A 25029-nucleotide genomic window follows, 5' to 3' on the forward strand; every position below is an offset into this window, starting at 1 on the left:
CTCTTAATTTTGCAAAAAATTTCTGATGAAATATTTAATCGTAGGGCTTGGTAATAAAGGCTCAGAATATGAAAATACACGGCATAATATAGGCTTTAAAGTAGCGGAGAAAATAGCTGAAACGCTTGAGGTATCATTCAATACCTCCAATTTTGGCTGGCTTGCAGAAGGAAAGCATAAAGGCAGAAAGGTTTTTATCCTTAAACCTGATACTTATATGAACCTTTCCGGTAATGCCGTGAAATACTGGATGCAGAAAGAAAATATTCCTTTGGAAAATGTACTGATCGTTACCGATGACCTGGCTCTTCCTTTCGGAACTTTAAGATTGAAAGGAAAAGGTTCCGATGCAGGGCACAACGGGCTTAAAAATATTAATGAAGTACTGCAGACTCAAAATTACGCAAGACTGCGTTTCGGGATCTCTGCTGATTTTGCTGCCGGGCGACAGGTAGACTATGTATTGGGAACCTGGAATGAAGAAGAAGCTGAAAAGCTTACCGAAAGAATTGAAACCTTTTCCAAGGCCGCTCTTTCTTTCGTTTTTGCAGGGTTGAATAATACGATGTCTGCTTTTAACGGGAAATAATTCGTAATTAGAATCAAGAGGATCTAAATATAATAATATTTATTTAAAAGAATGACTACCTCAAAAAAGAGGTAGTCATCTATAATCATTTTAAGAGTGATTTATTAGCTAAATCTATACTGGATTTATCCAAAATCTTAGGGATAAATTCTTCTGATTTAGAAATTTCAATTTTTCCACTTTGCCAAAATGTTTGCCTTTTCAAATCATTTATAATATATTATTTTGCTAAGCTTGTGAATTTTTTATAAGCTTTTTCATATATAATGGAGATCGGGTTTTCCAAAGGGTTCTCCCATTATTTGAAGAGTATTTTTTGCCATTTCTCTTACTTTATTCCACTCTGAATTTGAAAAGTCATCCAAATCTACATTTCTTAAACACCATTGTACTTTATTATTCAAACGTAAAATCGAAGCTATTGAAGCGTTGGAAAATTGATTACTTTCTATAAGAGCAGGTAATAATAAAAAAGCATTTTCAAAAGTTGATGTGACCTCATCTGGGACATCTGCGAAATCGGGCAAGTATTTTTCCTGTTCCTCTAACGATGAGGCCAGTAATTTTAAACTTTCTGTTATCTTTTTATATTGATGTATCATAATTATGGATTTATGGTGTTATTACAGGGTTTCTATTTCCTTCTGATAGTGCTTTCCAATATGGCTTACCATTAAAGTGCCTCGGAGCACCAGGATGATATTGTATCATTTTATCTGTAACATCAGTGCTTTTCGAATTCATTTCACGAAGCATCCAACCATTTGGTCATTCATACATTGTATTCTAAAAAGCTCATCAGTATTCTCATCATTATCTCCAATTAGGTAATCGCAATATATATAATTAATCTCCATTAATTTAAACCAAATCTCTTTGAAATATATTGTTGATTTTACCATTTTAATGCATTTTATGGTTTACTATTCACTTGTTTTATAATGAAATTCAATAAAATAAATGCCATCGAATTTCGATGGCATTCCTGTAAATTATAATTGAAATGTAATGAATTTAAATCTTATAACCACGTTACAGCACCTGTTTCAACATCGTAGTTGGCGCCAACGATTTTAATTTTACCTTCAGCTTCAAGATTTTTAAGGGTTGAACTTTGCTTACGGATATCTTCAATCGCGCTTCTTACATTTTGCTGATTAAGCCTTTCAAGAAGAGAGCTGTTACTGGATGAACGCTCTTCATTCTCTTCGATAATTTCATTGATAATAGGATTGAAGTGATTGATAAGATGGTTCAGGTTATCCATTCCCAGGCCTTCAATTTTTGCGGCGTCAAGACCTCCTTTCAATGCCCCGCACTTGGTGTGTCCTAATACGACAATGAGCTTAGAACCGGCAACATTACACCCAAATTCCATAGATCCCAGAATGTCCTGATTCACAAAGTTACCGGCAATTCTGATACTGAAAATATCTCCAAGCCCCTGGTCAAAGATAAGCTCTGCGGAAGTACGGCTATCGATACAGCTTAAAACAACGGCAAAAGGCCATTGTCCTTCACGTGTAGCATTTACCTGTTCAAGAAGGTCTCTGTTTGCTTTAAGGTTATTGACAAACCTCTGGTTTCCTTCTTTTAAGAATTCTAATGCTTTTTCAGGAGTAATTGTAGATTGGGTTTCGTATGTATGTGCTTTCATATTTTTATTGTTTTCAAATTTAAAGTTAAAAAAATTAATTAATTGAGGGATGAGATTACATTGCTCTTTTGTGAGTAACCAAAATATGGGAATCCTCACTTCTTTCGTAATCTCTGTATGAAGTTTTAAAGCCTAGCAGTTCAACATTGATATCCTGTTCCTTGGCGCGGATATTGGCAAAATCCTGGATCATTTCCAGTACATCTGTTGCGATGTATGAAGTGTTTCTTGCATCAATGATTACTGTAGAGCTTGGTTTTATGTTTTTAAGTGTTTTTTTAATGGCTGCCTTATTTAGAAAGGATACTTCTTCAGCCAGTTTGATATTGATTCCATCTGCGTCATCCAGTCTCTCTCTGCTTAAGTAATATGCTCTTTTCATATTTCCCTGAAGAATATAGAATACTGAAATCGCCAGACCAATTCCAACTCCCTTTAATAAATCTGTTGCGACTACTGCTACAACGGTTGCTACAAACGGAATAAACTGGAATTTTCCCAAATGCCAGAAATGTTTAAACGTAGCTGGCTTTGCCAATTTATATCCGACTAAAATTAATACCGCAGCTAATGTTGCCAATGGAATTAAATTTAAAACAACAGGAATAGACAGGACACAGATTAATAAAAATACACCATGAATAATGGTAGACATCTTAGATGTAGCTCCTGCATTGGCATTGGCAGAACTTCTTACTACTACAGAAGTCATTGGCAGACCTCCAATAAAAGAACTTATAAGATTTCCTATTCCCTGGGCTTTAAGCTCGAGATTCGTATCTGTAATTCTTTTCTGTCTGTCCAGCCGGTCAGAAGCCTCTATACAAAGTAAAGTTTCAATAGAGGCAACAATAGCAATCGTTGCTCCTACGATCCATACTTTGGGATTGGTGAAACCATTAAGATCAGGAGTGGTAATCAGGTTTTTAAAATCATCCAGAGTCTGTGGAACCGGTAAGGAAACCAAATGCTGTGTCTGCACAGCCAGGGAGCTTCCGGACATTTTAAAGAGCTGATTCAAAAGGATACTTACAATAACCGCAACTAATGCGCCGGGAAGCATTTTCATTCTTTTCAGCACATGGATTTTGTCCCATGCGATAAGAATTGCCACAGATATTAAAGTAATAACAATAGCCCCCGGATGGATGGCTTCCAGCAATTCTGTAAAATACCCGAAATTCAGTCCATTGTCAAAAATCGACTCGTGCCCTTCATAATCTTTATCAAATCCTAGGGCATGCGGAATCTGTTTTAATATAATAATAATTCCTATGGCAGCAAGCATACCTTCAATAACGTTATTCGGGAAATAGTTGGAAATACTTCCAGCTCTTACAAACCCTAAAACCAATTGAATAAGCCCCGCAATAATCCCTGCGCAAAGAAAGAGTTCAAATGCACCAAGATCTGTTATTGCTGTTAAAACGATAGCTGTAAGGCCTGCTGCAGGTCCGGAAACAGATATATTTGAATTACTGATTGTTCCTACTACCAGGCCGCCTATGATACCGGAGATAATACCGGATAATGGTGGAGCACCTGATGCTAAAGCAATTCCTAAACACAACGGAAGTGCTACTAAAAATACCACGAGTCCTGAAGGAAAATTTTCCTTGATTCCTCCTATTAATGATGTCTTTTTCATAATGTGAAGCTGTAAGGGATAACCGACTTATTGGTTGTAAATAAGTCAATTATAAAAAGTTGGAAAAATAATTTTATAATACATGCGTATCCGATATCAAAAATGATATGGAGTAGTATCAAAAAAATCTAACTATAGGGGTTACGCTTCCGGAGGAGGAGAAAATATAGTAAGTAGTGGTGAAAGATGAAAAGAATCATCAATCAGAACAAAAGACACACCCTGAACATCAGGTTCGGAAAACTTCAGATAATCGAAAACATCCAAAGGTTTCGGAATTGTCTTTTCGTAAACAATAAATGAGGATGGGTGAGAGTGTGGTTCTTCTTCATTGATTATTATATTCGTTCTTGCAATATCCCAGCCCGCTACCGCAGCAATGCCTGGCAGCGCCGTAAAATTCAGAAAAAACGTTAATACAATAATACTCCAGAATTTCATTTTACATTCTTTTTAGAAAAACTATTTGGTCTTTCTGCTCATTACCCAATCAGAACTTGTAAGATTGTAGATCTTTTGGATGTCTTTTAAGATTTTCTCAAAATCAATTTCAAGATCAATGATTTTACCTGTTCTGAGGTCAAATACCCAGCCGTGTACAATAGGATACTCTTCTAAAATGTATCGTTCCTGTACGCAGGCCATTTTAATCACGTTGATGCATTGCTCCTGAACATTAAGTTCTACAAGTCTGTCATAACGTTTGTTTTCGTCCTCAATAGAATCCAGCTCAGCCTGATGCAGCCTGTAAACATCGCGGATGGTTCTCAGCCATGGATTCAGTAATCCTAGATCCTGAGGAGTCATCGCTGCTTTTACACCGCCACAATTGTAATGACCACAAACAATAATGTGTTTTACTTTCAAATGCTCTACAGCGTATTGGATAACCGCTGTGGAACTCATGTCTAAAGTATTGACCACATTGGCTATGTTTCTGTAGACAAAGACTTCTCCAGGTTTTGCTCCCATCAGTTCCTCTGCGGTAGCTCTGCTGTCTGAACATCCGATGTAGAGGTATTCAGGATGCTGAGTTTTTGCAAGTTCATGGAAGAAATTCGGATCTTCAGCTACTTTGGACTCTACCCATTTTTTGTTGTTTTCGAAAATAACCTCGTACGATGGTGACATAATTCTAAATTTTTTGAAGTTTATAATTATTTATTTCGTTTAAATTATTTTCAAATTCAATAGACTAAATCAATAATTATACAAAAATATAATTTTTGTTAAAGAATCAATCACTTTTAACAAAGTTTAATATTAAAATATGCTTAAAATCATATCTGATATCCCGATATGTTTCGTATTACAGCCAATGAAGTCTATCTGGTAATCCAAACGTTTAAAAACTAGGATAAAATTACGAAGTATAAATCAAAATTTGTGATTTGTGGATTAAAATATTTTTAATTATTTATTGGGTCGGAATTGTCACTGTCAAATAGCTAATAAAAATGACTTCACAGGTATCAAAAAAAATAAATAACTTGAAGCTTTGATTAATTGATCAACCTGATGTCTGATTTTAGTCTGCAATCTTTACCATCGGTATATTATCTGGCAGGAGTTTTTATTGCCTGTTTCTCTTCATTTCTGATTGTCGGGAAACGTAAAAAGGGAATGGCTGATTATGTATTGGCAGCGTGGTTCCTGATTATAGGAATACATCTTATCTTATTTGTTTTACTTTTTTCAGAATACTATGTGAGGTTTCCTTATTTTCTGGGATACGAAGTTATCTTTCCTTTTATTCATGGGCCAATGTTGTATTGGTATGTTCTGTGTGTTACAGGAAAAGGACCGGACAAAAAGACGTGGTGGCTGCATTTTATTCCTGTTTTAATAGTCTGTTTATTATTGCTGAAACTGTTGATGCTAAGTCCCTGGGAGAGGCTTGCTGTTTATCAGAGCGGAGGAAGACAGTACGAGTTGATCAGCCGACTGCTCAAATATATGATGATTTTATCAGGAGTAGTCTATGTTGTTTTAAGTCTTATTGTGGTTAGAAAATATACGAAAGAAATTTCTGATCAATATTCCAATACTGAGAAGATTAACCTTAGCTGGTTGTATTATCTTATTACCGGAATAGCCTTGATATGGGTTGCTGTAATGATTAGAAATGATATTCTTATTTTTTTCATCGTAGTCCTGTTTATCATCGCAGCTGCTTATTTTGGAATCAGCCGTGTCGGGATTCTGGATTTAGCTGCGGAATTTACTGTACATGAAAAAGAAGCTGATGAAGCAATGGTGAAGTATCAGAAAAGTTCACCCGGAGAGGATGCTATAAAGATCATTTATAAGAAACTTACAGATAAGATGGAAAAAGAAAAGCTTTATAAAGACCCGGAACTGAATCTGAACCATATTGCATTACTTCTGGACATTCATCCAAACATCCTGTCCCAGACTATTAATTCAATGGAGAACAAAAACTTTTATGATTATATTAACCGTCAGAGGATTGAAGAATTTAAAAGGATAGCTATGCTTCCTGAAAATGAAAAGTTCACCATTCTTTCATTGGCATTTGAGAGTGGCTTTAATTCGAAAACCTCATTTAACAGGAATTTTAAAAAATATATGAACTGCTCCCCAAGAGAATTTCTGAAAAGCCGGAACATACAAATAGAATAGCTGAATCCCGTTATTTTTAACGGCTTTTATTGCATGAGGTTTATTTTTAATGAGTTACAAATAGGTTCCACCTTTCATTTTGGAACAACTGAAGCTTTTGTAATTCTCATTTTTACAGAAATTTAAATTGAGAATATGAAAAAATTACTGTTTGTAATAATGTGTGTTTTGGCATTGCTTATCGGAATATATCCTGTTATTTATGTTTTCGTTGAACATCAGCATACTTTTTTGGGATCCAAATCCCCTGAAGTTCTTCATGACAATATCTGGAAAACGGCATTTTTTGCACATATTACTTTCGGTGGACTCGCATTGTTGATTGGCTGGCGTCAGTTTGGAAATTCTTTTAGGATTAAACACCTGAGAATACATAGGATTATTGGACATCTTTATATGATATCTGTAGTTATCAGCTCCATATCTGCAATTTATATGGGCTTTTATGCAAATGGAGGACTGATTTCAGCCGCGGGATTCATTTGTTTAGGAGTGACATGGCTTATCACAACGCTTGTATCCATTGTCAAGATTAGAAAGAGAAATATTATTCAGCATCAGCAGCTGATGACTTACAGTTATGCCTGTACTTTCGCTGCTGTAACTCTGAGAATATGGTACCCTTTACTTAAAAATATAACACAGGATCCTGTTAATTCTTATATTGCTGTGGCATGGCTCTGCTGGGTTCCCAATGTGCTGTTGGCCTATTGGATTAACAGAAATCAGCATCTGCCTGAGGCTTAATTATTCTGGCAGTTTGCCATACTCCATACTCTTCATTTCTAAGTTTAAATATTTGTTCTCTTCATTTTTATAATGCTGAGGAGGCTCAAGCCCCATATATTTCATGATCAGCGGATAGATATAGGTAGTTTGGGTCTGCCTTACTTCGTGTCCTGTAATTCTGTAAGGTGCAGGTACTTTATCCCCGAACCAAACAAAAAACGGAACCTGGGTAGATTCTTTGGAGTCTATGTGCAGTAGCTTATCCCCCTGAATTTTAAGGCCGTGATCTGAAGCATAAATAACCACTGAATTGGTGTTTTTCAGGGTGCTGAAAATATTTTTGAAAACATAATCGGTGTACTTGATGGAGCTGTCATAGCAATTCAGGTCTCCGGAATTCCAATTGGGAGGGAGCCTGTTGCATGGATTAGGGTGGCTTCCCATAATATGAAGTACAATAAATTTATCCTCCTTCTTCTGAATGACTTTCTTCAGCTCAGGGACAATTACTTCGTCATAGCCGTTTACCCATTTTTTATTCTTAGACATGGAAGCTATAGCGGTGATACCTCTTGCACTCGCCTGTGTGCTGAGCCAGAAAGAATTGTAACCACTTTGATTGGCCATATTGATGATATTATAGGACAGTTTATCATAACGATATCTGAATTCATCCGGATGAATGCTGGACAGCATCAGTGGGACACTCAGATTGGTGATTCCGGCTGGAGAGACGGCATGGTCAAAAATCATCATATTTTCTGCCTGCTGATCTGTATAAGGAGTGGTTTTCTTTGCATAGCCATATAATGACATGTTTTGCTTTCTTTCTGATTCTCCGATGATAAGGATCACATTTTCTATACCAGGCTGTATTTTTTTGATATTGAAAACCGGGATATTCTTTTTAATGGTGTTGATGTCTTCCTGAATTTTCAGTGCTGTAGTGAAGTCAGATAAATGATAATATACGCTTTTGATCATCTTTCCGCCTCCTTTATTGCTTACATACCGATGTTTAAGATAAAAGGTAAACGGCATGAGAAGCCATAATAAGGCAATGATTACAAACTTAGTATTGAATGCAACTGCATTTTTTTTCAGATAATTGACGGAAAACAGCAGTAGTCCCAAAAATACAAAGAAAAGAATGCCTGGCAGAATAAACATATAAGACATACTCATGGCCTCATTCATGTTTGATTCCAGAATACTTATAGCCATTCCCACATTAAATCCTGAATGGTAAATGAAAAAGCAGGATGCTGATATCAGAAAGTTAACACTCAATAATAAGCAGAGGATAACAGCAATTACAGACGTATATTTGTTTTTGAGCAACAAAGCATTGAATACAAGGAATGAACAAAACATAATTCCGTATTCAAAGATATTCCTGATACTTTCCCATTTTTCTGCACCGAACAAATTGTCATAGATATAGGGAAAAGAGATTAGAAAACCGGTAAGGTATATTATAATAAGAAGAATAGGAACTGTTTTTTTGAACATGGCTGTATATATGTTTTCTTTGCTGTTAAGATAAATTTTTAATCATCTTTCTTAAGAGTTTTCAGGATGACATCCTGCTGCGCATCATGTATTCTGCAAAAATATTGTATCAGATTATCCATTTCAAATGCAGCAGAGATGATATAAGCTTATAAAGAACCTTTTGAAAGATCGGATGTTATTGCTTTTATTATTTCCGGTTATGGGAAAAGATAACCTTAAGATTGATTATACAGATAGGGAATGGGAATAATGGGGCTGTATTTTTTCATCAAAAATTATTTTTAATTAATAATAAGTCGGGGTTGTGTTTTTAATATTAAGTGATTTTTCTGAACGAGTGATATTGATGAATCAATTCATGCGGGTTTTAAAACGGGATGAATATGTTGTTTTTTACATCATCAAACAATACCTCTTTTACAAATGTACACGAAAATACTAATAGTTGCAAGTAGAATTTTTACTATAACTGGTGGAATTACTATACTTTACGGTTGATATAATCTCTGGTGGCATTGGACGTAGGAACAATTTTTGCCGGATTTCCTATGACAACAGAATTGGAAGGAACATCAAAGTTGACATAGGCATTAGGAACAATCAATACATTATTGCCAATAGAAATACCTCCTACAATGACGGCATTGGTGCCTATCCAGACCTCATCACCAATAACAGGTGAGCCTTCATTTTTTCCACGGTTCTGCTGGCCAATGGTAACTCCATGGGCAATATTACAGTTTTTACCAATAACCGTTTTCGGATTAATAACAAGACTTCCATAATGGCCTAAATAAAATCCCTCTCCAATCTGAGTTTCAGGATAAATCTGAAATCCGTATTTGATCTGATAATGTCTCAGTATAATTCTCCATAAGATATTCAGAACGGGTGTTTTCTGGTATTTCTGGGCTTTCCTCAGGATATAGATAAAATGAAGATTGGGGTTGATGCATTTTTTCCATATCTGGATGGTTGAAAGCCATTTTCCGCTTTCCCGGTAAAAGTCTTTTTGAATGATTGAATAATCGGCCATTGTAAAAAGGTTTTATATTTCATCAATGATTTTCTGGAGGTGCTCTACAGATTTTTCCAAAACAAAAGGAAGCTCAGTTTGTGAGATCTGCTTTTTATATTCTTCGGGTAACGTTTTATCGGTAAGGAACTTTTTCATTCCTTCATATATTCCTTCTTCTGAATTCGGGGTGATATTGCCCAGTTTTCCATCCTGCAGAAGATCCCTGATGCCGGAAATATCGGTTGCAGAAATAGGCTTATTGAGGATAAGAGCTTCGGCTATGATCGTGGGGAATCCTTCATGTCTTGAAGACATGATGTAGAAATCAGCTTTTTTCATATAAGGATATGGATTGCTGCTGAAGCCAAGCATTTTTGCAGTATCCTGAAGTCCGAGTGTATGGAGCTGGTCCTGAATGTTATTGAAATCATATCCGTCACCAATGATCAGAAGCTGATGTTTCAGTCCTTCATCAATCAGTTTTTTGTGAACATTCAACAGCCTGTCATAGCCTTTCTGAGGATATACAGTGCCTACCGTTACAAAAGTGGGAAGATCACTGCTGAAAGGATAATCATTAATTTCGACATCTGCCTTTCTTAAAGTATCATCTTTGTCGATCGGATTAAAAATCTTAATCACAGATGCTTTTTCAGTCTCGTTTTTAGCGAGTTGATACATGCCTTCCTGCAGTTTATTGGAAATAACCAGTATTCTGTCAAACTTAAAAAACTGTCTGATCACTTCAGGGGTATATTCTTTTAAATTGAAAATATCATTCTGCACCCAAATGATCTTTTTTGAATCTTTTTGAGGGCTGGAAAGAATTTCCTGATGCATGGCATGGATGGCAGCAATCTCTACATCATATTTTTTATTCTTTAAAACAAATTTATAAAGAAGGAAAGGGAACCAAAGAAACATTTTCTGATAAAGAACCCTGTAGGCTTTCACAGGAATATCCTGCGGTCTGTTGGTCGTTATCATTTCTCCTTTTGTCAGATAGTACAGCGTCACCCATGACGGAACCTCTTTAATGTATATTCCGGAGTAGAGATTGAGTAAAAGGTCGACCTCATATTTATCAGGCGGAAGATTTTTCAGAAAGTTGATCAGTACTTTCTCAGCACCACCGTGACGTAATGAACCTATACGAATGAGGAGTTTTTTCTTTTTCAATTTGTTTTTTTCTTTTTTATGGATTTACAAGATTAAATTTATTTAATTTTTCTTGCTTTTTTATACTTGTGGGGAAGATTTTCTTTGATATAGGCATCCAGTTTTTTTCTGTCTTTTTCCAGTTCACGTGGATATTCAGGGTTGTTTTTAAGGACAATATCACCATAATCTTCAATGGTGCAGAGAAACTGTGCCGGGTTTCCTATAAAGACCGTATTGTCTGGCATAGATTGTGACAATACAGAATTAGCCCCTAAAATACAGTTGTTTCCAATCTGCACATCCTGCATGATTACACAGTTGAGCCCAATAGTACAGTTATTGCCGATCTTTATTCTCCCTAGAATTCTGGCATCTTCATATCCCGGAAGTCTTCTTAGCAGGGTAGTGGTTCCCCCGTGGTTTACAAACCGCACATCTCCTGCAATATTCACATGGTCACCAATTTCGATAAGGTAAGGTTCTGTTCCGAAATACACTTTGTCAGGCATGTTGAAGTTCTTACCTACCTTCATCCCTCTATATTTAGCCACTTCAAGACTGGCCCTATTCAAAAAAGAGTGATAGAGAGCGTCTACTTTTAATAGGATTCTGAATATAAAAATCATCACAAGTGTAAATTTGTTTTCGTTATTTTTGCAAAGAAAGAGAATTTATTAATATGATGAAAATTTCAAAAATAGAATATTATCTGCCTCAGCAGGTGCTAACTAACAACGATCTTGAAAAGTTGTTTCCCGAATGGAGTTCCGACCGTATCCAGGAGAAAGTAGGCATTTCCCAACGTCACATTTCTTCTGACAATGAAACTGTACTGGATATGGCCGTACAATCTTCGGAAAAAATTTTCGAAAGCTATGACAGAAACAAAGTAGATTTTATTTTGTTCTGCACTCAAAGTCCGGAGTATTTTCTGCCTACAACGGCCTGTATTTTGCAGGATAGACTGGGACTTAGAAAAAATATCGGAGCCATAGATTTTAATCTTGGCTGTTCAGGATTTGTTTACGGACTTGCTTTCGCGAAGGGATTGATTTCTTCAGGAATTGCAAAAAGTGTTCTCTTGGTTACTTCAGAAACATATACCAAACATATCCATCCTGATGATAAAGGAAACCGAAGTATATTCGGCGATGCCTCTGCCTCTGCTATTATTGAAAAAGCGGAAGGTAACGATTATCAGTTCTGCCTGGGAACAGACGGAAGTGGTGCAGAAAACCTTATCGTTAAGAAAGGTGCTTTTAAAAAGGATTTTGAACTGAATCCTGAACATGAATTCAGTCCTGAAAATATTTATATGAATGGCCCTGAAATCTTTAATTTTACGATTGAAAATATTCCCGGTCTGGTAAAAGAAACCCTGGAAGTGAATGGAATGACCATGGATGATATTGACCATTTTGTTTTTCATCAGGCCAATTCTTTTATGTTGAATTATTTAAGAAAGAAAACGAAAATACCGGCGGAAAAGTTCTATATTGATATGGAAAAAACCGGCAATACCGTTTCTGCAACGATTCCTATTGCACTTAAAAATATGATGGATAAGGGAATACTGAAAGAAGGGGATAAAGTTTTAATGGCAGGATTCGGAGTAGGGTACTCATGGGGTGCTACCATTATGGAAATGTAAAAAACAAACATTTAAAATTATAAAATATGAAAACATCCGTTTTTTTAGAAAAACTACAAGAGGAATTAGAAGAAGATGAAACATTAACTACTGAAACGAATTTAAAATCTCTGGAAAGCTATGATTCTATCAGCTTACTTTCTGTTATTGCATTTGTAGACGAAAATTTCAGCAAGAAAATTGATACCAAGCATTTTAAAGATATTGAAACCGTATCAGATTTAATGGATGTTATAGGGAAAGAAAATTTTGAAGATTAATGGATGCTTTCTCATTAAAAAATAAAATTATTCTCATTACAGGCGCTTCTTCCGGAATCGGGAGAAGCTGTTCTGTAGAATGCAGCAAAAGCGGCGCTGATCTGATTCTTGTAGGAAGAAATCAGGAAGAACTGATGAAAACCGTTTCTATGCTGCACCCTGAAACTAAAGTGGAGACAATCACCGAAGATATAACTCATTCTGAGGATCTTGAAGCAGTCATTGCAGATAAGGTAGCTGCTCTAGGGAAGATATCAGGCTTTATCCACTGTGCCGGTATCGAAAAAACATTACCGCTAAAGAAGCATAATCCTAAGCTGTATCAGGATATATTTGCTGTGAATGTCATTGCAGGACTTGAGATTGCTAAAATTTTATCTTTAAAAAAATATAAAGACGAAACCTCCAGTTTTGTATTTATATCTTCTGTTGCAGGGATGGTAGGAGAGGCTGGAAAAGCGGCTTATTCTGCCAGTAAAGGAGCGGTAATCTCGGGAGCGCGCTCCTTAGCGGTGGAACTTTCAAGAAGTAATATCCGTGTCAACAGCATAAGCCCTGCGATGGTCAATACCCCGATTTTAGAAAAGATGTTTGAGGATATTGGTGAAGAAGCTTCGTCAGAAATTATAAAAAAGCATCCGCTGGGAATAGGTGAACCTAAAGATGTAGCGAATGCCTGTATTTTTCTGCTGTCTGATGCATCAAGATGGGTCACGGGTACCAACCTGGTGATCGACGGAGGATATTCTGCACAGTAACTTATTTTTTGTGCAGTGTTTCTATCATATTTTCCACGCTGTCGAATATTTTCTTATTGTCAAACTGACTTTCAATATTCCTGAGATTTTCTCTGATATGAAGAACTAAAGCAGGATCTGTAAGGAATGCTTTCAATCCATTATACATTTCATCTGTATCGTAGCTGATGAGGTATCCTGTTTCTCTGTCTTTGATCATCAGTCCTACATCTCCCACATTGGTCGCAATAATAGGTTTCTGAAGAATTAATGCTTCTGCAATTACCAGTGGCCATGCTTCAGATTCTGACGAAAGAACAAAATAATCCGCTTTTTTGATATAAGGATAAGGGTTCATCTGATTACCGGCCAGAATAAATGTCTTTTCCACATTATTGGCGGCTGTCTGTTCCTTAAGATTTTTCATTTCACCCCCGTCACCTATAACAATAATAGTATGATGGAATCCGTCATTGATAAGTCTTGTATGGGCTTCAATAAGTTTATGATATCCTTTTCTCGAATGTAGTCTTCCTATCGAGACAAAAACCGGTCCTTCAGGAAAGTTCTCCAGTTTTTCTTCTGCTTTACGCTTAATCTCTTCAATAGGAATAGGATTGATGATAACATTTTCTTCTGGATACCTGAGATCCGGGTAATGCTGATGCATCATATCTTTTATCTTGTGAGAGCAATATACCATATAATCAAACTGAGGAAAGCTCTTTAAAATATCCGGAACCAACGGCTGAAATTTAGGAACATTAATTTCGGAATGAAACCATCCTATTTTTTTTGAATTCTTATTGGTGGAATTAAGAATAGCATCATAATCCCTGTAATCCATACCGATTTCTATATCAAAAGTATCATTGATCAGGCGGTCTGCAATGGCAGGATTATTTTTCAGTTTTCTTAGCTTCAGTCTTCTTTTAACAAGCTGGAACTTCTGTAAAAGAGAATTGCCGGAAAAATCTTCTTTCCCATCGGTAAGATATACTTTTCTGATATGTTTCGGAAACTCATCACGCAATTTCCCCTGGTTGAGGGTCAGACATACTGTCATCTCAAATTTGTCAGGATCAAGGTTGTTGAGAAGTCCCAGCAGAACTTTCTCCACACCTCCCATTTCCATAGAGCGATGCCTGAACAGAATTTTTATTTTTTTATCTAACATTATCCGAAGATTGATTGTAACGTAATTTTTATTTTTTTCTTGATGCGGAAAGGAAGCTGGTGTTGATATTGCAGCAGCCCGAATATTTCATCGGCACTTGTATACTGTTCAGGAACTTTTTGACCATTGATCCTTGTAAGTCCTCTTCGTTTCATCGTATTGAAAATCACCTGGGCAAAATACTCGTGGGATTTCTTTTTATTGTCATTCTGGGAGATTCCTCCCTGATGTGTTCTGTAAAAATAATTGGTATCATCAATGAAATGAACTTTTCCTTTTTCATACATTTTAAGATACAGATCCTGATCTTCCCCTATTTTTAAATTGGGATTCATTTTTTCTGTCTGTTCATAAACAGCTTTTCTGAAGGTCACAAAATGAGCAATCTGAATTGGGAAATTGAAAAAATAAGGATCATCATTTGGAACCTGCATAGCAGACCTGAATGGTGAAATTGGCTTCAGGTTCTGATCACAAGTCATAAACCTTGAATAGGTAAGAACTGTATTTTTTTTAGCCTGAAATACTTCCATACATTTTTGAATAGCAGTAGGGGCAATGGCATCATCAGGATCCAGAAACCCGCAGATATCTCCATCTGCCAGTTCAATCAGCTTGCTTTTTGTAACTCCTACACCGGAATTTATTTCATTTTCAAAAAATTTAAATCTTTTGTCATTTGAAATCATTTCCTGTATCATTTTCTTCTCGCTTTCAGAAGAGGCATCATCTAAAATAATAGCTTCCCAGTCTGTATAGGTTTGCTGAAGTATACTTTCAAAACAGTCTTTGAAGAAAATAGCGTTGTTGTAGTGTGCAATAAGGATCGAAAACTTCATTATTGTTCCTTGAATATTAAATCTTGACGATTGATTACGGTGGTGTTAGGAGGAATGTCTTTGTAAATGGTACATCCTGCTCCGATAATACAGTTATCTCCGATGGTAACACCTTTTAAAACGGTCACATTGCTTCCAAGCCAGCAATTACTCCCTATTCTGATCGGGGCTGTGGTAAATTCGGAGGAGAACAGCTTAAATTCCGGATGGGTATGATAAGCATGATTGTGGTCATACAGCTTTACATTTTCCCCGAAAAGTGTATTGTCACCTATTGAAATACGGTCAAGACAATTGATAGAACAGAAGTTATTCATGAAAAAATGATTCCCGATTTCTAAAGTCGCATTTTGCTGTACCAGAATGTGCACATAATTTCTGAAACTCACAGAATTCCCGATTGTAATTTTCTTTAAGCTTTCATGCAGAACAAAATGATTACTGGTCCCAAGCTTAATCCCTTTAAAAGAAACATTAGGGTGTTTTTTGAGACGAGAAATCTGGCTTTTCCGTTGAATTTTTGCTAAAATTTCATATAGCATACCTGGATTTATTTTCACATTTGTAGCTTACAAATATAATTTGTTTTATATAATTATAAGAATAAATCTTATTTTTGTGCCTTAAAATTAATACTTTATCTCAAATAAAAACAGCCTTCGGCATTGAGGTCGCAATGTTTTGATAAAGTATAGCATTGTGCAGTTCTGTGAAAATAAGTCAGATTACATTTACCCGGTTTGTTGCTGCGATGGCAATTGTCATTTCCCATTTCAATAAAGGTCTGTTTTTATATAAAATAGATTATATTTCCAATCTTTTTCTGAGGGCTAATGTGGGAGTAAGCTACTTTTTTATTCTTTCAGGATTTATCATGATCATTGCCTATCATAAGAAAGATAAAATTGATTACCTTGAATTTTATAAAAACAGGTTTGCCAGGATCTATCCGCTTTATATGTTAGGGCTTCTGCTGTATTTTATCACCAGATATGAAATGTTTGACTGGTATAAGCTGATTTTATATGCATTGGGTATTCAGAGCTGGATACCAGGTGAAGCCATGATCCTGAATTTTCCGGGATGGTCGATTTCCGTAGAGTTCTTCTTCTATCTGCTTTTTCCGTTTTTATATAATTATTTGTATGCAAAGAAAAATAAAATGATCTGGGTGTTTGCCATTGGTCTATGGCTGATTACTCAGGTGTTTTCTAATCTTTATCCTGTATATGGGGCTTATGAAGGTCCTCATACGAAAAGCCATGAGTTTCTTTACTATTTTCCTTTCTGGCATCTTAATGAATTTCTTATCGGTAATCTTGCAGGGATATTTTTTGTAAAAAATTACAGACAGAAAAATTATGACCGCCAAGTTATTGTCGTATTTTTATTGATTCTTGTGTCTTTGATGTTTGTTCCTCTTTTCTATCACAACGGTCTTATGGCCTTACTTTTTGTTCCGGCTATTCTTATGATTTCTGCCAATAACGGTTGGATTACCAGATTTTTTTCACTGAAACCGCTGGAGTATCTGGGGGAAATAAGCTATGGTATATACATCACTCATATTCCTGTCCTTTATCTGGTAAGGGAATTGATAAAATCGCAGCAATACACATTCGGAATTGATATGGTATTTGTGATTTACATTATCGTTATGCTGCTCAGCTCCGCAGTTTTTTATCAGCTCATTGAAAAGCCGATGCGGAATCTTTTAAGAAAGATTCATTTTGCAAAACATTGAAAATTAAGGAATTATTACCAACTAAGAACTTAGTTTAAAACAGGTCATTTCTGAAATTAATATTATACAGCCCTGATCGTATGCTTTTATAATCCGTAAAAAAATACTTTGTAATCATTCCCCATTTTTTCAGGAATGGAGCGTTGGCAATCTGAAAACTTCTGTATACCCTTTTGATATGGAGCTTAATATCTTCGGGAATGGTATTTTCATTCTCTGCCCAGTGGTTGACTTCTTTCCACAGTACAACGCGTGTAGAAGCCGGTTTTATTTGTCTGGAATCTACTTTTGTAATTCTGTTGTTCTCATGAACCCCTCTTACAGCCACTGCTTTATCGAGAATTCCAGGATACAGATTCAGGTAGTAAGAAAGTCTGAATAAAAATTCTGTGTCCTGATGAAGCTTTAAATGAGTCTTAAAGAAATATTCCATATTCTGTAAAGAACTTTTACGGACCGTCAAAGCATCAATACTAAAAAGTCCAAAAGTTCCTATCATATTAAGCTGTCCCGGAAAGACATCTTTAGGAGGATGCTTTTTATAAACTGTAGTCAGGCGGTCACCGAAAACTTTATAATACTGCTCTTTTGCCTTTTGAGAATAATAATGGACACCTATAGCTCCATAAACTCCATCAACATCTTTATTGATAAACAATTCTTTCTCCGCATCAAAGCGGTTTGGAAGATAGTAATCATCAGCATCAAGGAAAGCAATAAAATCTCCTTCTGCTTTTTCAATCCCTAAATTTCTGGTTGCTCCTGCACCATGATTCCCCTTATCAGGATGCTGATAAAGCTTTACCCTATCATACTGTACAGAAAGCTCCTGGCATACCTGCAACGCATTGTCCGGAGATTGGTCCTCCACCAATATTACTTCATATACATCTTCAAACTGAAGGGCTGATTCTACAGCCTGAGTAATATATTTTTCGGCGTTATAGACCGGAATGATTACTGAAATTTTCATTTTATCAATTATGCTTTTAATTTAATTTTTAAATACTGAGTTACCCTTTTCTCTACAATATAATACAGCAGCGAAGCTACTGTAACAGCTATCATAATTTTAAGAAGAAAAAGAGGAATATTAAGATAACCTTCAACTTTAAACCTCTTAAATATAAGTTCTACAAAAGGATGGGACAAATATAAAGAATAGGAAATATCCCCCAGAAATACTAAAAACTTGTTTCCTTTCCAATGGAATACATAGTCAAAAGTTAAAAAAGAAAAGACAAACAGGGATATAATTGCCAGCTTTATCCAGTCATTATCTACTGGGATAATGCTAAGCAAGACCAGGATAAATGATATGATTCCTATCACAGCACAAATTGCCGCCCAATTTCTTGGAATTGTAAATCTGTTCAGTAAAAGTGAAAAAAGAATTCCTACCACAAAATAAAGATTCAGGGAATGGGTTACCATTCGGAGATAAGGATTTTCAAAATGAATAAAATATCCTAAGAGAGTTGTCAGGATGAAAAAGGTTGTGATGAAATAATATCTTTTCTCTTTAAAAAGTAATGAAAGCCCGAATATAAGATAAAAGAACATTTCAAAATTTAATGACCAGCCCAGAAAAAGTACAGGGAATTCTTTTTGGGTCGGTAGAAATAATAAAGAATGAACAAGCTCATGAAGACCCTGTCCGTAAAAATATAATAAGAAACCTCCGCCGGGTATCATCGCAACGAGCGTCAGAAGATAATACAGCGGAACAATCCTGATTATCCTTCTTTTATAAAAGAGAGTGATCTGCTGAAATGAATCTTTACTGAAATTGATCTTCTGGGTAGTAAAAGCCATAATAAATCCGCTGATAATAAAGAAAACGGGAACACCGATACTTCCTTTTTTAAAAAGAATATCGCCAAGATTCAGCCCCGGTAAATTGATCGTTTCACGAAAGTGAAAGCAGCAGACCAATAATGCTGAAATCCCTCTTAATATCTGGAGGTTATTAAGCTTCATAACTAAGAATGAGCCTTATCTTTTAAAAATCTTCTTCAGGATAAGTCCCATTACAAAAGGTACTCTGGCAAGATTATGCTTAAGAGTTCTGAAACGATCTATTGTAAATCGCGTATTTTCAGTCATTCCGTATTCTGAAAAGTCGACCTCAGGAATTGCTTTATGCTTAAAGGTAATATTCATCAGATTGTACTGATGAATGATCTGGATGTACATTTCCTTGCTATCCTCCACGGAAAAATCCGGATAATGACGGTAGCTGTTATGAGCTCTTTCCTTAAGCATGGTTTTGAAATGGTCTACACTTTCTGCTAAGCTTACAAAAGGGTTGACCGCCTCATTGTAGACATTTACAACTGCCTTTCGGTTAGGAAACATGGTAAGCTGGTAACCTCTTCTTAAATCGATGACAAGGTCATGAATGGGTTTGAAGTGTTCCTGTACGGTTTTTATATAGTCCTGATGAAGCATATCATCATTATCCAGTTCACTGGTAATTACAAATTTTGTATCAGCAGTGAAGAACTGTGGAATTATTTCTACCGCTTTCATTTTCATCACATCAAAATCCTCTACAAAAACGGCTCTGAATACAGGATATTCTGCTTCAATTTCTTTGATGATTTTTCTAAACTTATCAGATGTATTACTATCGAAAAAGGTAAGCCAGACATAGTTTTGGTTGGTCTGGTTTTTATAAGAAGGAAGTACATAGGTTCTGAATAATTTGAACCGGTCATCCAGCCATTCTTCTGTCAGAGGTTTAAATCCGGAGCGTGTTTCATTCCAGCCTTTTGTAGGAACATTGAATCTTGTCATTATCACGTGTACAAACTGACTCATCTAAATAAATTTATTAAAAGTTATATCATTTTATAAAGGGTTCTGCTCATATTTTATGCAGTAACCGCTTACTTGTGTAGTTTTTATGGAATTTAGCTTTCCGATATGCATTGAAACCGGGAGTTTAACCGTTTACCTTTTTTCTGAAAAGTTTGTAGTAAAATTTCTTAAATGAAAGATATCTTGAGACTACTGCCAGAGGAATCATTTTCTGGAATTCTTTTCTTTGCTGGATAAGCTGGGTAGTACGGACTTCTATAATATGATAAGCAAGCTTGTCATGAACCTCTTCTCCATAGAGTTTTTTCAATGTTGGTAAGATTTTAAGACGTTGCTTCATAATTTTAAGCGGGTCAGCAGACATATTGTCATTAACATCTTTTCTGTAATGAGCGAGGGGTTCATTGACCAATAATGCATCAGGATTGTCTTTGGTGATATAGATCCACATTACCCAATCTTCACAACTGGTAAGGGTGGTGTCAAAAAGAAAACCTTCAAGAAGTTTTTTATGAATCAAGGCACAATGGATGGGGATGGAGAATTTCAGATCCCAACCGTATACAATTCCGTCAAATGTCAGGAAGCTCTGCTCAACATCTTTATATCCCGGAAGATGAGCCTGGTTTCTATAGATCGTATACTGACTTACAACCAATGGATATTCTTTATCTCCGGAAAGGCTTTTTGAGAATTTTTCACGATGGATCAGGTCGTCAGAATCTAAAAACTGAATATAATCCCCTGTAACGACTTCCAGAGCCGCATTTCTTGCAGAGGATAAACCGCCGTTTTCTTTGTAAAGATATTTGAAGCGGTTGTCTTTTTTTACCCATTTATCGGCAACTTCATCAGTGTTATCAGGAGACCCGTCATTGACAATGATACATTCCCAGTTTTCATAGGTTTGATCCAGTACGGATTGCAGACATTCATCTAAAAACTGAGCCTGTTTATAGCAGGGGACAATTACGGATACTTTGGGATTCATTTTCATTTTTTATTCAATGGGTTTAATGTGTTTTTATGCTTCACTTGATAATAAGGTACAGCTTTATAAAATATTTCTGCTATGCTTACGATTGCTGAAGTTTTCCGTTCGAAGTTACAAAATTATTTTCCTATACCGGAGTAAAAGGCTTCAGCATCTGTTGTATCTGGCTGTAAGATGATTTATAAATAGGATAAGTAAAGTTTTTTTAAATATTCATCAGGTGACAGTTCTGTAAAAAAATCTTCTGTAAGTCTGTTGAATTCTATGTTGTAGAAAGAACCTTCATTTATACTTTCATAATCTGCCTTTTTGCCAAGATGATCTTCAAGCTGGGACAGAATCTCTGGCAATGAATACTGATAGGGGTACGCAAGATTAATAATCTCATTATTAAAATCATTGATGTATTTTCCTACAAATGAGGCAATATCATCTGTTCCGATCAGGATTCTTCTTGCATTGCTGTGGATCGTCAGTTTATTTTCAGACACGATTGAATTTTTCAGAAAATTGATGAGAGTATTGGGATTTCCTCCACGGCCTACAGCATTTCCTACCCTGAAAATAATAAAGTTGGGGCACTGCTCTGCAATTATTTTTTCAATGGCAAGTTTATGTATTACATAAGGACTGTCTGTCTTACTGGGATCGTAAATACTGCATGTGGAGAAATAAATCAGTTTTTTATCTGGAAATTGGCTGATCACCGATTTTAGAAGGGATATTTCCCTTTCAAATTGAAAAGGATCTTTTTCCAGCGAATTGGAAACCCCTGACGCAAAAAAAATAACATCTTCTTTATCGTAAAATCTTACGGCATTTGCCAGAATTCCATTGCCAATAATCATAGGTGCTTTTTTATCTAGTTAAAGATGTTAATTTTAATTTTTTTAAGTACATCAAAAGGACTAAAGCTTTTTAAATATTTTAAAAAGACCAAGTGTATTACCCAGTTTTGCCCATCTTGAATTTTTCACATGGTTCAGTTTGCTGAGGGCGTGGTCATATTTATTTTTTGGGACATAGCTTTGAAGAAAAAGATCTTCGACACTGATGTTTCGTCTTTCTGCCATTTTGATAAGTGCTACCCAGTGCCAAAATAATGCCTTTTCCGCATTTTTTGTTGTAGAAATGCCAGTATCGTGGATTCTGTATAAATATAAATCCTCGTCAATATACCTGACGGGTGCTGTTTCGCACATTTTCATGTACCAGTCTTTATCTTCAGCAATTTTCAGGAAAGGATCAATGCCTGATGTTTTCTTGTAAATCTGCTTTTTAAAAGTAACGAAATGTGATATCTCTGCGTTGAAATTATAATAGGACTGATCCAGTTCTGTGATTTGTTTTGCCTTGTGAACAGACACCGGAGTAAGGTGTTCATCACATCGTACAAAATTGGAATACACCAAACCAGCTTCAAGATATTCCGAATGTGTCTTTAAAACAGTTGCCAGAGCATGAGGAGCCAGGGCATCATCAGGATCCAAAAAGCCGCAAATTTCTGCTTCAGCAAGATCTATTAACCTTCTTTTCGTATATCCGATTCCTCTGTTTTGATCATTCTGATTGATTTTAACACGATGGTCACCATCTGTTATTTTTTTGATGACTTCCAGGGAATTGTCTGTAGAGCCATCATCCAGAATTACAGCTTCCCAGTCTGTTTCGGTCTGGGCAACTAAACTTTTGTAGCATTCTGCAAAAAAATGGCCATTATTATAGTTAGCAATAAGTACACTGAATTTACTCATTTCGGCTATGTTTATTCAGAATTTTTTTTAGTGCATTTAAATATCCGAAACCATTTTTTCTATCTGGTTCCAGGATATTGCCTTCTGCCCATTCGTTCCAGGATTTAACAATTAAAAACTGTTCCGGGTAGTCTGTTTTGTCATCAAGATATTGTACTGCTTTTTCTACCTGCACTTCGAAGAGTTCCGGTGAATTGTTGGCCAGTATGATTCCTCTGTAGCCGCTTCTTGGGGTATTGTCCCAGTTGGGCAGAATGCATGGATAGGTAGGAACGTTACTTTCTTCAAATTGTAAGTCATTCACAACTGCCTGTGCATCCTGAATTCTGACTTTAGGCTGTTCTTTTTTCTTAATCCCGATTAATCCTTTTATTCTGTTTTTATAATATTGAGAATGAGAGATATATTCTTTTTTATCAATATGAGGAACCCAGGCTTTCTGAAAAGCATTGGAAATTTTACTGTCATATCCCATCGATTGAAAATCAAGATCATCACGAAGTTTATTGGAAGCCATGACATATAAATCATCAAATCCGTTTTTTTTGGCGAGTTCTCTGAATTTTGAGATATAATGGGGATCTCCGTCATTCAAATGATTGGGGTCATAGATGATGAAAAGAGGTTTATTGTCCACTTTGATATACCTTTTATCTTTGAAGAAAGGAAGAAGGTACTCGAAATGAGCTATTAAGTCCTGCTCATCAGGATAAGTCTGTTTTGCCAGGATTTTTTCTGACAACCCATGCCATATTCCGGACCATGTTTCATTGGCCCAGCAGAAGCAAAAAGGGAAATCCGGTTTCCCCGACTTTAGGACATCGTTGGCTACACGCTCTAATAGTTGTTTTCCACTACCAAACCAGTAATGATAATAGATAAAACCATGCACGCCATAGTCTTTTGCCATCTCAGCCTGCTGTTCCCTTACTTCGGGAACCCGTAGGTCATAATATCCCAGATCTGCAGGATATATAGGCTGTTCGTGACCTTCAAACAAAGGTTTAGCTTTTCCTACATTGGTCCATTCTGTAAATCCTTTTCCCCACCACTCATCATTTTCGGGGACAGGGTGGTATTGAGGGAGGTAGAATGCTAAGGGCTTTATTTTTTTCATAATTGATTTAAGAATAATATTACCAACTTTTATGATACACTTTTTGAAGATAATGAAGAGTGTTAAAGGTAAACTTTCCTACATTCTTCAGGATTAACTTCTCGGTAAGTGTTTTATTATCAAGTTCTCTAAGGTATTTTTTATGGTTTTCAGTCAGTCTGTTTTCTTTATAGGCCTCATGAATAAGTTTTAGGATTTTCTTTTTCATTTCGGGCTGCTCTTTGTGTTTCAGGTAAATATCAAAAAAGGATACATCTAAAAAGTTTTTCTTTTTATGAGAGTTGGTAGCATGCATCCTGTAGCTGCAGGATTTGTACTCATCATAGATAAAGTCATATTTCTGACTCAATCTCAACCACATATCATAATCTTCAAAAGTTAAGGTCTCATCCCAGCCTCCAATCTCTTTGACCAGGGAGGATTTCGTGACACATGACATTGCGGGAATGAAATTATCATTAAGCAATGTTTTATAAAAGTTTCCTGATTCAATGTTCAGATACCTGTGAAAGTAAGGGATGAACGTATTTTGAAAACGTACAGAATGATCATCTATTATATGAGCATTTGAAAATACTAAAGCTTCATTAGGAGATGAATTTTCAAGAATAGCTACGTGCCTTTCTATTTTATCCGGCTCCATAAGGTCATCAAGAGCTATGGTAATTATATATTTACCTTTTGATATATTCAGCAGTTCATTCAATGACTTACAGATTCCTTTATTCTGAGAATGAGGAATAAACTGGATATCCAGCTGAGGATTATTTTTAATCCAATTATTGATAACTTCTACAGAATTGTCTTTAGAACAATCGTCACAAATCAGGATCTCAATATTGCTGTAGCTCTGAGATTTGAAACTTTCTAAAGATTCAATTACAAACCGTGATTGATTATAACTTAGACATAATATCGATACCAATGGTAATTCAGACATATTTTTTGTTTGGAGTTATTAATAAGCTATTAA

Annotated in this window: 27 protein-coding genes; 7 read left to right on the top strand and 20 right to left on the bottom strand. The window is 35.9% G+C overall.

All coding sequences use genetic code 11. From position 1 onward, the window contains the following. Positions 1-25 precede the first annotated feature (25 nt). Positions 26-589, top strand: a complete 564-nt coding sequence (gene pth, locus AC3FI7_RS17945; protein ID WP_142725238.1) for an aminoacyl-tRNA hydrolase — start codon at positions 26-28, stop codon at positions 587-589. Positions 590-846: 257 nt separating this feature from the next. Here pth and AC3FI7_RS17950 read toward each other — a convergent pair whose 3' ends face one another. From AC3FI7_RS17950 to AC3FI7_RS17970, 5 genes are all read right to left on the bottom strand, one after another. Beyond that, positions 847-1191 carry a hypothetical protein gene (locus AC3FI7_RS17950; protein ID WP_343660271.1) on the bottom strand — a complete coding sequence of 115 codons (345 nt, stop codon included), beginning with the start codon at positions 1189-1191 and terminating at the stop codon, positions 847-849. 419 nt (positions 1192-1610) lie between these two features. Beyond that, positions 1611-2246, bottom strand: coding sequence for a carbonic anhydrase (locus AC3FI7_RS17955; RefSeq protein WP_142725240.1), 636 nt, complete (start codon positions 2244-2246; stop codon positions 1611-1613). Between the two features lie 55 nt (positions 2247-2301). Next, positions 2302-3894, bottom strand: a complete 1593-nt coding sequence (locus AC3FI7_RS17960; protein ID WP_142725241.1) for a SulP family inorganic anion transporter — start codon at positions 3892-3894, stop codon at positions 2302-2304. Between the two features lie 141 nt (positions 3895-4035). Then, on the bottom strand, positions 4036-4335 hold the full coding sequence (locus AC3FI7_RS17965) for a hypothetical protein (protein WP_047427346.1): 300 nt from the start codon (positions 4333-4335) through the stop codon (positions 4036-4038). Positions 4336-4356: 21 nt separating this feature from the next. Continuing rightward, positions 4357-5025, bottom strand: a complete 669-nt coding sequence (locus AC3FI7_RS17970; RefSeq protein WP_142725242.1) for a carbonic anhydrase — start codon at positions 5023-5025, stop codon at positions 4357-4359. Between the two features lie 387 nt (positions 5026-5412). On the opposite strand from AC3FI7_RS17970, the gene AC3FI7_RS17975 reads away from it, so the two are divergent. Next, positions 5413-6537: a helix-turn-helix domain-containing protein gene (locus AC3FI7_RS17975; protein ID WP_491460629.1), complete on the top strand. Its 1125-nt coding sequence runs from the start codon at positions 5413-5415 to the stop codon at positions 6535-6537. A 135-nt stretch (positions 6538-6672) separates the two neighbouring features. Beyond that, positions 6673-7284 (top strand): DUF2306 domain-containing protein, encoded by a 612-nt coding sequence (locus AC3FI7_RS17980; protein ID WP_142725244.1) that lies wholly within the window; start codon positions 6673-6675, stop codon positions 7282-7284. On the opposite strand, the gene AC3FI7_RS17985 is transcribed toward AC3FI7_RS17980, so the two are convergent. The 4 genes from AC3FI7_RS17985 to AC3FI7_RS18000 all read right to left on the bottom strand — a co-directional run bounded on the left by AC3FI7_RS17985 (position 7285) and on the right by AC3FI7_RS18000 (position 11586). Continuing rightward, positions 7285-8778, bottom strand: coding sequence for a phosphoethanolamine transferase (locus AC3FI7_RS17985; protein WP_491460630.1), 1494 nt, complete (start codon positions 8776-8778; stop codon positions 7285-7287). Between the two features lie 484 nt (positions 8779-9262). Then, positions 9263-9817, bottom strand: a complete 555-nt coding sequence (locus AC3FI7_RS17990) for a serine O-acetyltransferase (protein ID WP_142725246.1) — start codon at positions 9815-9817, stop codon at positions 9263-9265. Positions 9818-9829: 12 nt separating this feature from the next. Beyond that, positions 9830-10978 carry a glycosyltransferase gene (locus AC3FI7_RS17995; RefSeq protein ID WP_491460631.1) on the bottom strand — a complete coding sequence of 383 codons (1149 nt, stop codon included), beginning with the start codon at positions 10976-10978 and terminating at the stop codon, positions 9830-9832. 38 nt (positions 10979-11016) lie between these two features. Next, positions 11017-11586 carry an acyltransferase gene (locus AC3FI7_RS18000; protein WP_142725248.1) on the bottom strand — a complete coding sequence of 190 codons (570 nt, stop codon included), beginning with the start codon at positions 11584-11586 and terminating at the stop codon, positions 11017-11019. A 53-nt stretch (positions 11587-11639) separates the two neighbouring features. On the opposite strand from AC3FI7_RS18000, the gene AC3FI7_RS18005 reads away from it, so the two are divergent. From AC3FI7_RS18005 to AC3FI7_RS18015, 3 genes are read left to right on the top strand one after another with little or no spacing between them, the layout of a single operon-like run. Beyond that, positions 11640-12611 carry a 3-oxoacyl-ACP synthase III family protein gene (locus tag AC3FI7_RS18005; RefSeq protein ID WP_142725249.1) on the top strand — a complete coding sequence of 324 codons (972 nt, stop codon included), beginning with the start codon at positions 11640-11642 and terminating at the stop codon, positions 12609-12611. A gap of 26 nt (positions 12612-12637) precedes the next feature. Continuing rightward, positions 12638-12871: a phosphopantetheine-binding protein gene (locus AC3FI7_RS18010; protein ID WP_047422304.1), complete on the top strand. Its 234-nt coding sequence runs from the start codon at positions 12638-12640 to the stop codon at positions 12869-12871. Next, positions 12871-13629, top strand: coding sequence for an SDR family NAD(P)-dependent oxidoreductase (locus tag AC3FI7_RS18015; protein ID WP_491460632.1), 759 nt, complete (start codon positions 12871-12873; stop codon positions 13627-13629). The genes AC3FI7_RS18010 and AC3FI7_RS18015 overlap by 1 nt, the downstream gene beginning before the upstream one ends. 1 nt (position 13630) lies before the next feature. Here AC3FI7_RS18015 and AC3FI7_RS18020 read toward each other — a convergent pair whose 3' ends face one another. From AC3FI7_RS18020 to AC3FI7_RS18030, 3 genes are read right to left on the bottom strand one after another with little or no spacing between them, the layout of a single operon-like run. Continuing rightward, positions 13631-14785, bottom strand: a complete 1155-nt coding sequence (locus AC3FI7_RS18020; protein ID WP_172617100.1) for a glycosyltransferase — start codon at positions 14783-14785, stop codon at positions 13631-13633. Next, on the bottom strand, positions 14785-15624 hold the full coding sequence (locus AC3FI7_RS18025) for a glycosyltransferase family 2 protein (protein ID WP_343660257.1): 840 nt from the start codon (positions 15622-15624) through the stop codon (positions 14785-14787). Before AC3FI7_RS18025 ends, AC3FI7_RS18020 begins: the two co-directional genes overlap by 1 nt. After that, positions 15624-16166, bottom strand: coding sequence for an acyltransferase (locus AC3FI7_RS18030; protein ID WP_142725253.1), 543 nt, complete (start codon positions 16164-16166; stop codon positions 15624-15626). The genes AC3FI7_RS18025 and AC3FI7_RS18030 overlap by 1 nt, the downstream gene beginning before the upstream one ends. 167 nt (positions 16167-16333) lie before the next feature. Between AC3FI7_RS18030 and AC3FI7_RS18035 the strand changes: the two genes are divergently transcribed. Continuing rightward, positions 16334-17368, top strand: a complete 1035-nt coding sequence (locus tag AC3FI7_RS18035; RefSeq protein ID WP_491460633.1) for an acyltransferase family protein — start codon at positions 16334-16336, stop codon at positions 17366-17368. A gap of 34 nt (positions 17369-17402) precedes the next feature. On the opposite strand, the gene AC3FI7_RS18040 is transcribed toward AC3FI7_RS18035, so the two are convergent. The 8 genes from AC3FI7_RS18040 to AC3FI7_RS18075 all read right to left on the bottom strand — a co-directional run bounded on the left by AC3FI7_RS18040 (position 17403) and on the right by AC3FI7_RS18075 (position 24996). Then, positions 17403-18341 carry a glycosyltransferase family 2 protein gene (locus AC3FI7_RS18040; protein WP_142725255.1) on the bottom strand — a complete coding sequence of 313 codons (939 nt, stop codon included), beginning with the start codon at positions 18339-18341 and terminating at the stop codon, positions 17403-17405. Between the two features lie 8 nt (positions 18342-18349). Further along, on the bottom strand, positions 18350-19348 hold the full coding sequence (locus AC3FI7_RS18045) for an acyltransferase family protein (protein WP_491460634.1): 999 nt from the start codon (positions 19346-19348) through the stop codon (positions 18350-18352). 15 nt (positions 19349-19363) lie between these two features. Continuing rightward, entirely contained in the window at positions 19364-20191 is an 828-nt protein-coding gene (locus AC3FI7_RS18050) for a glycosyltransferase (RefSeq protein ID WP_142725257.1), read from the bottom strand. Between the two features lie 124 nt (positions 20192-20315). Beyond that, positions 20316-21182, bottom strand: a complete 867-nt coding sequence (locus tag AC3FI7_RS18055) for a glycosyltransferase family 2 protein (protein ID WP_142725258.1) — start codon at positions 21180-21182, stop codon at positions 20316-20318. Positions 21183-21364: 182 nt separating this feature from the next. Then, positions 21365-22033, bottom strand: coding sequence for an NAD-dependent epimerase/dehydratase family protein (locus tag AC3FI7_RS18060; protein WP_142725259.1), 669 nt, complete (start codon positions 22031-22033; stop codon positions 21365-21367). A gap of 60 nt (positions 22034-22093) precedes the next feature. After that, the gene (locus tag AC3FI7_RS18065) at positions 22094-22939 is read right to left on the bottom strand and encodes a glycosyltransferase family 2 protein (RefSeq protein ID WP_343660248.1); all 846 of its coding nucleotides are present in this window, start codon (positions 22937-22939) and stop codon (positions 22094-22096) included. Then, positions 22932-24056, bottom strand: coding sequence for a glycosyltransferase WbsX family protein (locus tag AC3FI7_RS18070; protein ID WP_142725261.1), 1125 nt, complete (start codon positions 24054-24056; stop codon positions 22932-22934). The genes AC3FI7_RS18065 and AC3FI7_RS18070 overlap by 8 nt, the downstream gene beginning before the upstream one ends. 19 nt (positions 24057-24075) lie before the next feature. Further along, on the bottom strand, positions 24076-24996 hold the full coding sequence (locus AC3FI7_RS18075) for a glycosyltransferase (protein WP_491460635.1): 921 nt from the start codon (positions 24994-24996) through the stop codon (positions 24076-24078). Between the last annotated feature and the right edge of the window lie 33 nt (positions 24997-25029).

Source organism: Chryseobacterium sp. TQ-BC-N36 (assembly GCF_058382295.1).

Coding starts and splice junctions, on each gene's coding strand:
- pth (WP_142725238.1), top strand. CDS start 26: ATGAAATATTTAATCGTAGGGCTTGGTAATAAAGGCTCAGAATATGAA.
- AC3FI7_RS17950 (WP_343660271.1), bottom strand. CDS start 1,191: ATGATACATCAATATAAAAAGATAACAGAAAGTTTAAAATTACTGGCC.
- AC3FI7_RS17955 (WP_142725240.1), bottom strand. CDS start 2,246: ATGAAAGCACATACATACGAAACCCAATCTACAATTACTCCTGAAAAA.
- AC3FI7_RS17960 (WP_142725241.1), bottom strand. CDS start 3,894: ATGAAAAAGACATCATTAATAGGAGGAATCAAGGAAAATTTTCCTTCA.
- AC3FI7_RS17965 (WP_047427346.1), bottom strand. CDS start 4,335: ATGAAATTCTGGAGTATTATTGTATTAACGTTTTTTCTGAATTTTACG.
- AC3FI7_RS17970 (WP_142725242.1), bottom strand. CDS start 5,025: ATGTCACCATCGTACGAGGTTATTTTCGAAAACAACAAAAAATGGGTA.
- AC3FI7_RS17975 (WP_491460629.1), top strand. CDS start 5,413: ATGTCTGATTTTAGTCTGCAATCTTTACCATCGGTATATTATCTGGCA.
- AC3FI7_RS17980 (WP_142725244.1), top strand. CDS start 6,673: ATGAAAAAATTACTGTTTGTAATAATGTGTGTTTTGGCATTGCTTATC.
- AC3FI7_RS17985 (WP_491460630.1), bottom strand. CDS start 8,778: ATGTTCAAAAAAACAGTTCCTATTCTTCTTATTATAATATACCTTACC.
- AC3FI7_RS17990 (WP_142725246.1), bottom strand. CDS start 9,817: ATGGCCGATTATTCAATCATTCAAAAAGACTTTTACCGGGAAAGCGGA.
- AC3FI7_RS18000 (WP_142725248.1), bottom strand. CDS start 11,586: ATGATTTTTATATTCAGAATCCTATTAAAAGTAGACGCTCTCTATCAC.
- AC3FI7_RS18005 (WP_142725249.1), top strand. CDS start 11,640: ATGATGAAAATTTCAAAAATAGAATATTATCTGCCTCAGCAGGTGCTA.
- AC3FI7_RS18010 (WP_047422304.1), top strand. CDS start 12,638: ATGAAAACATCCGTTTTTTTAGAAAAACTACAAGAGGAATTAGAAGAA.
- AC3FI7_RS18015 (WP_491460632.1), top strand. CDS start 12,871: ATGGATGCTTTCTCATTAAAAAATAAAATTATTCTCATTACAGGCGCT.
- AC3FI7_RS18020 (WP_172617100.1), bottom strand. CDS start 14,785: ATGTTAGATAAAAAAATAAAAATTCTGTTCAGGCATCGCTCTATGGAA.
- AC3FI7_RS18025 (WP_343660257.1), bottom strand. CDS start 15,624: ATGAAGTTTTCGATCCTTATTGCACACTACAACAACGCTATTTTCTTC.
- AC3FI7_RS18030 (WP_142725253.1), bottom strand. CDS start 16,166: ATGCTATATGAAATTTTAGCAAAAATTCAACGGAAAAGCCAGATTTCT.
- AC3FI7_RS18040 (WP_142725255.1), bottom strand. CDS start 18,341: ATGAAAATTTCAGTAATCATTCCGGTCTATAACGCCGAAAAATATATT.
- AC3FI7_RS18045 (WP_491460634.1), bottom strand. CDS start 19,348: ATGAAGCTTAATAACCTCCAGATATTAAGAGGGATTTCAGCATTATTG.
- AC3FI7_RS18050 (WP_142725257.1), bottom strand. CDS start 20,191: ATGAGTCAGTTTGTACACGTGATAATGACAAGATTCAATGTTCCTACA.
- AC3FI7_RS18055 (WP_142725258.1), bottom strand. CDS start 21,182: ATGAATCCCAAAGTATCCGTAATTGTCCCCTGCTATAAACAGGCTCAG.
- AC3FI7_RS18060 (WP_142725259.1), bottom strand. CDS start 22,033: ATGATTATTGGCAATGGAATTCTGGCAAATGCCGTAAGATTTTACGAT.
- AC3FI7_RS18065 (WP_343660248.1), bottom strand. CDS start 22,939: ATGAGTAAATTCAGTGTACTTATTGCTAACTATAATAATGGCCATTTT.
- AC3FI7_RS18070 (WP_142725261.1), bottom strand. CDS start 24,056: ATGAAAAAAATAAAGCCCTTAGCATTCTACCTCCCTCAATACCACCCT.
- AC3FI7_RS18075 (WP_491460635.1), bottom strand. CDS start 24,996: ATGTCTGAATTACCATTGGTATCGATATTATGTCTAAGTTATAATCAA.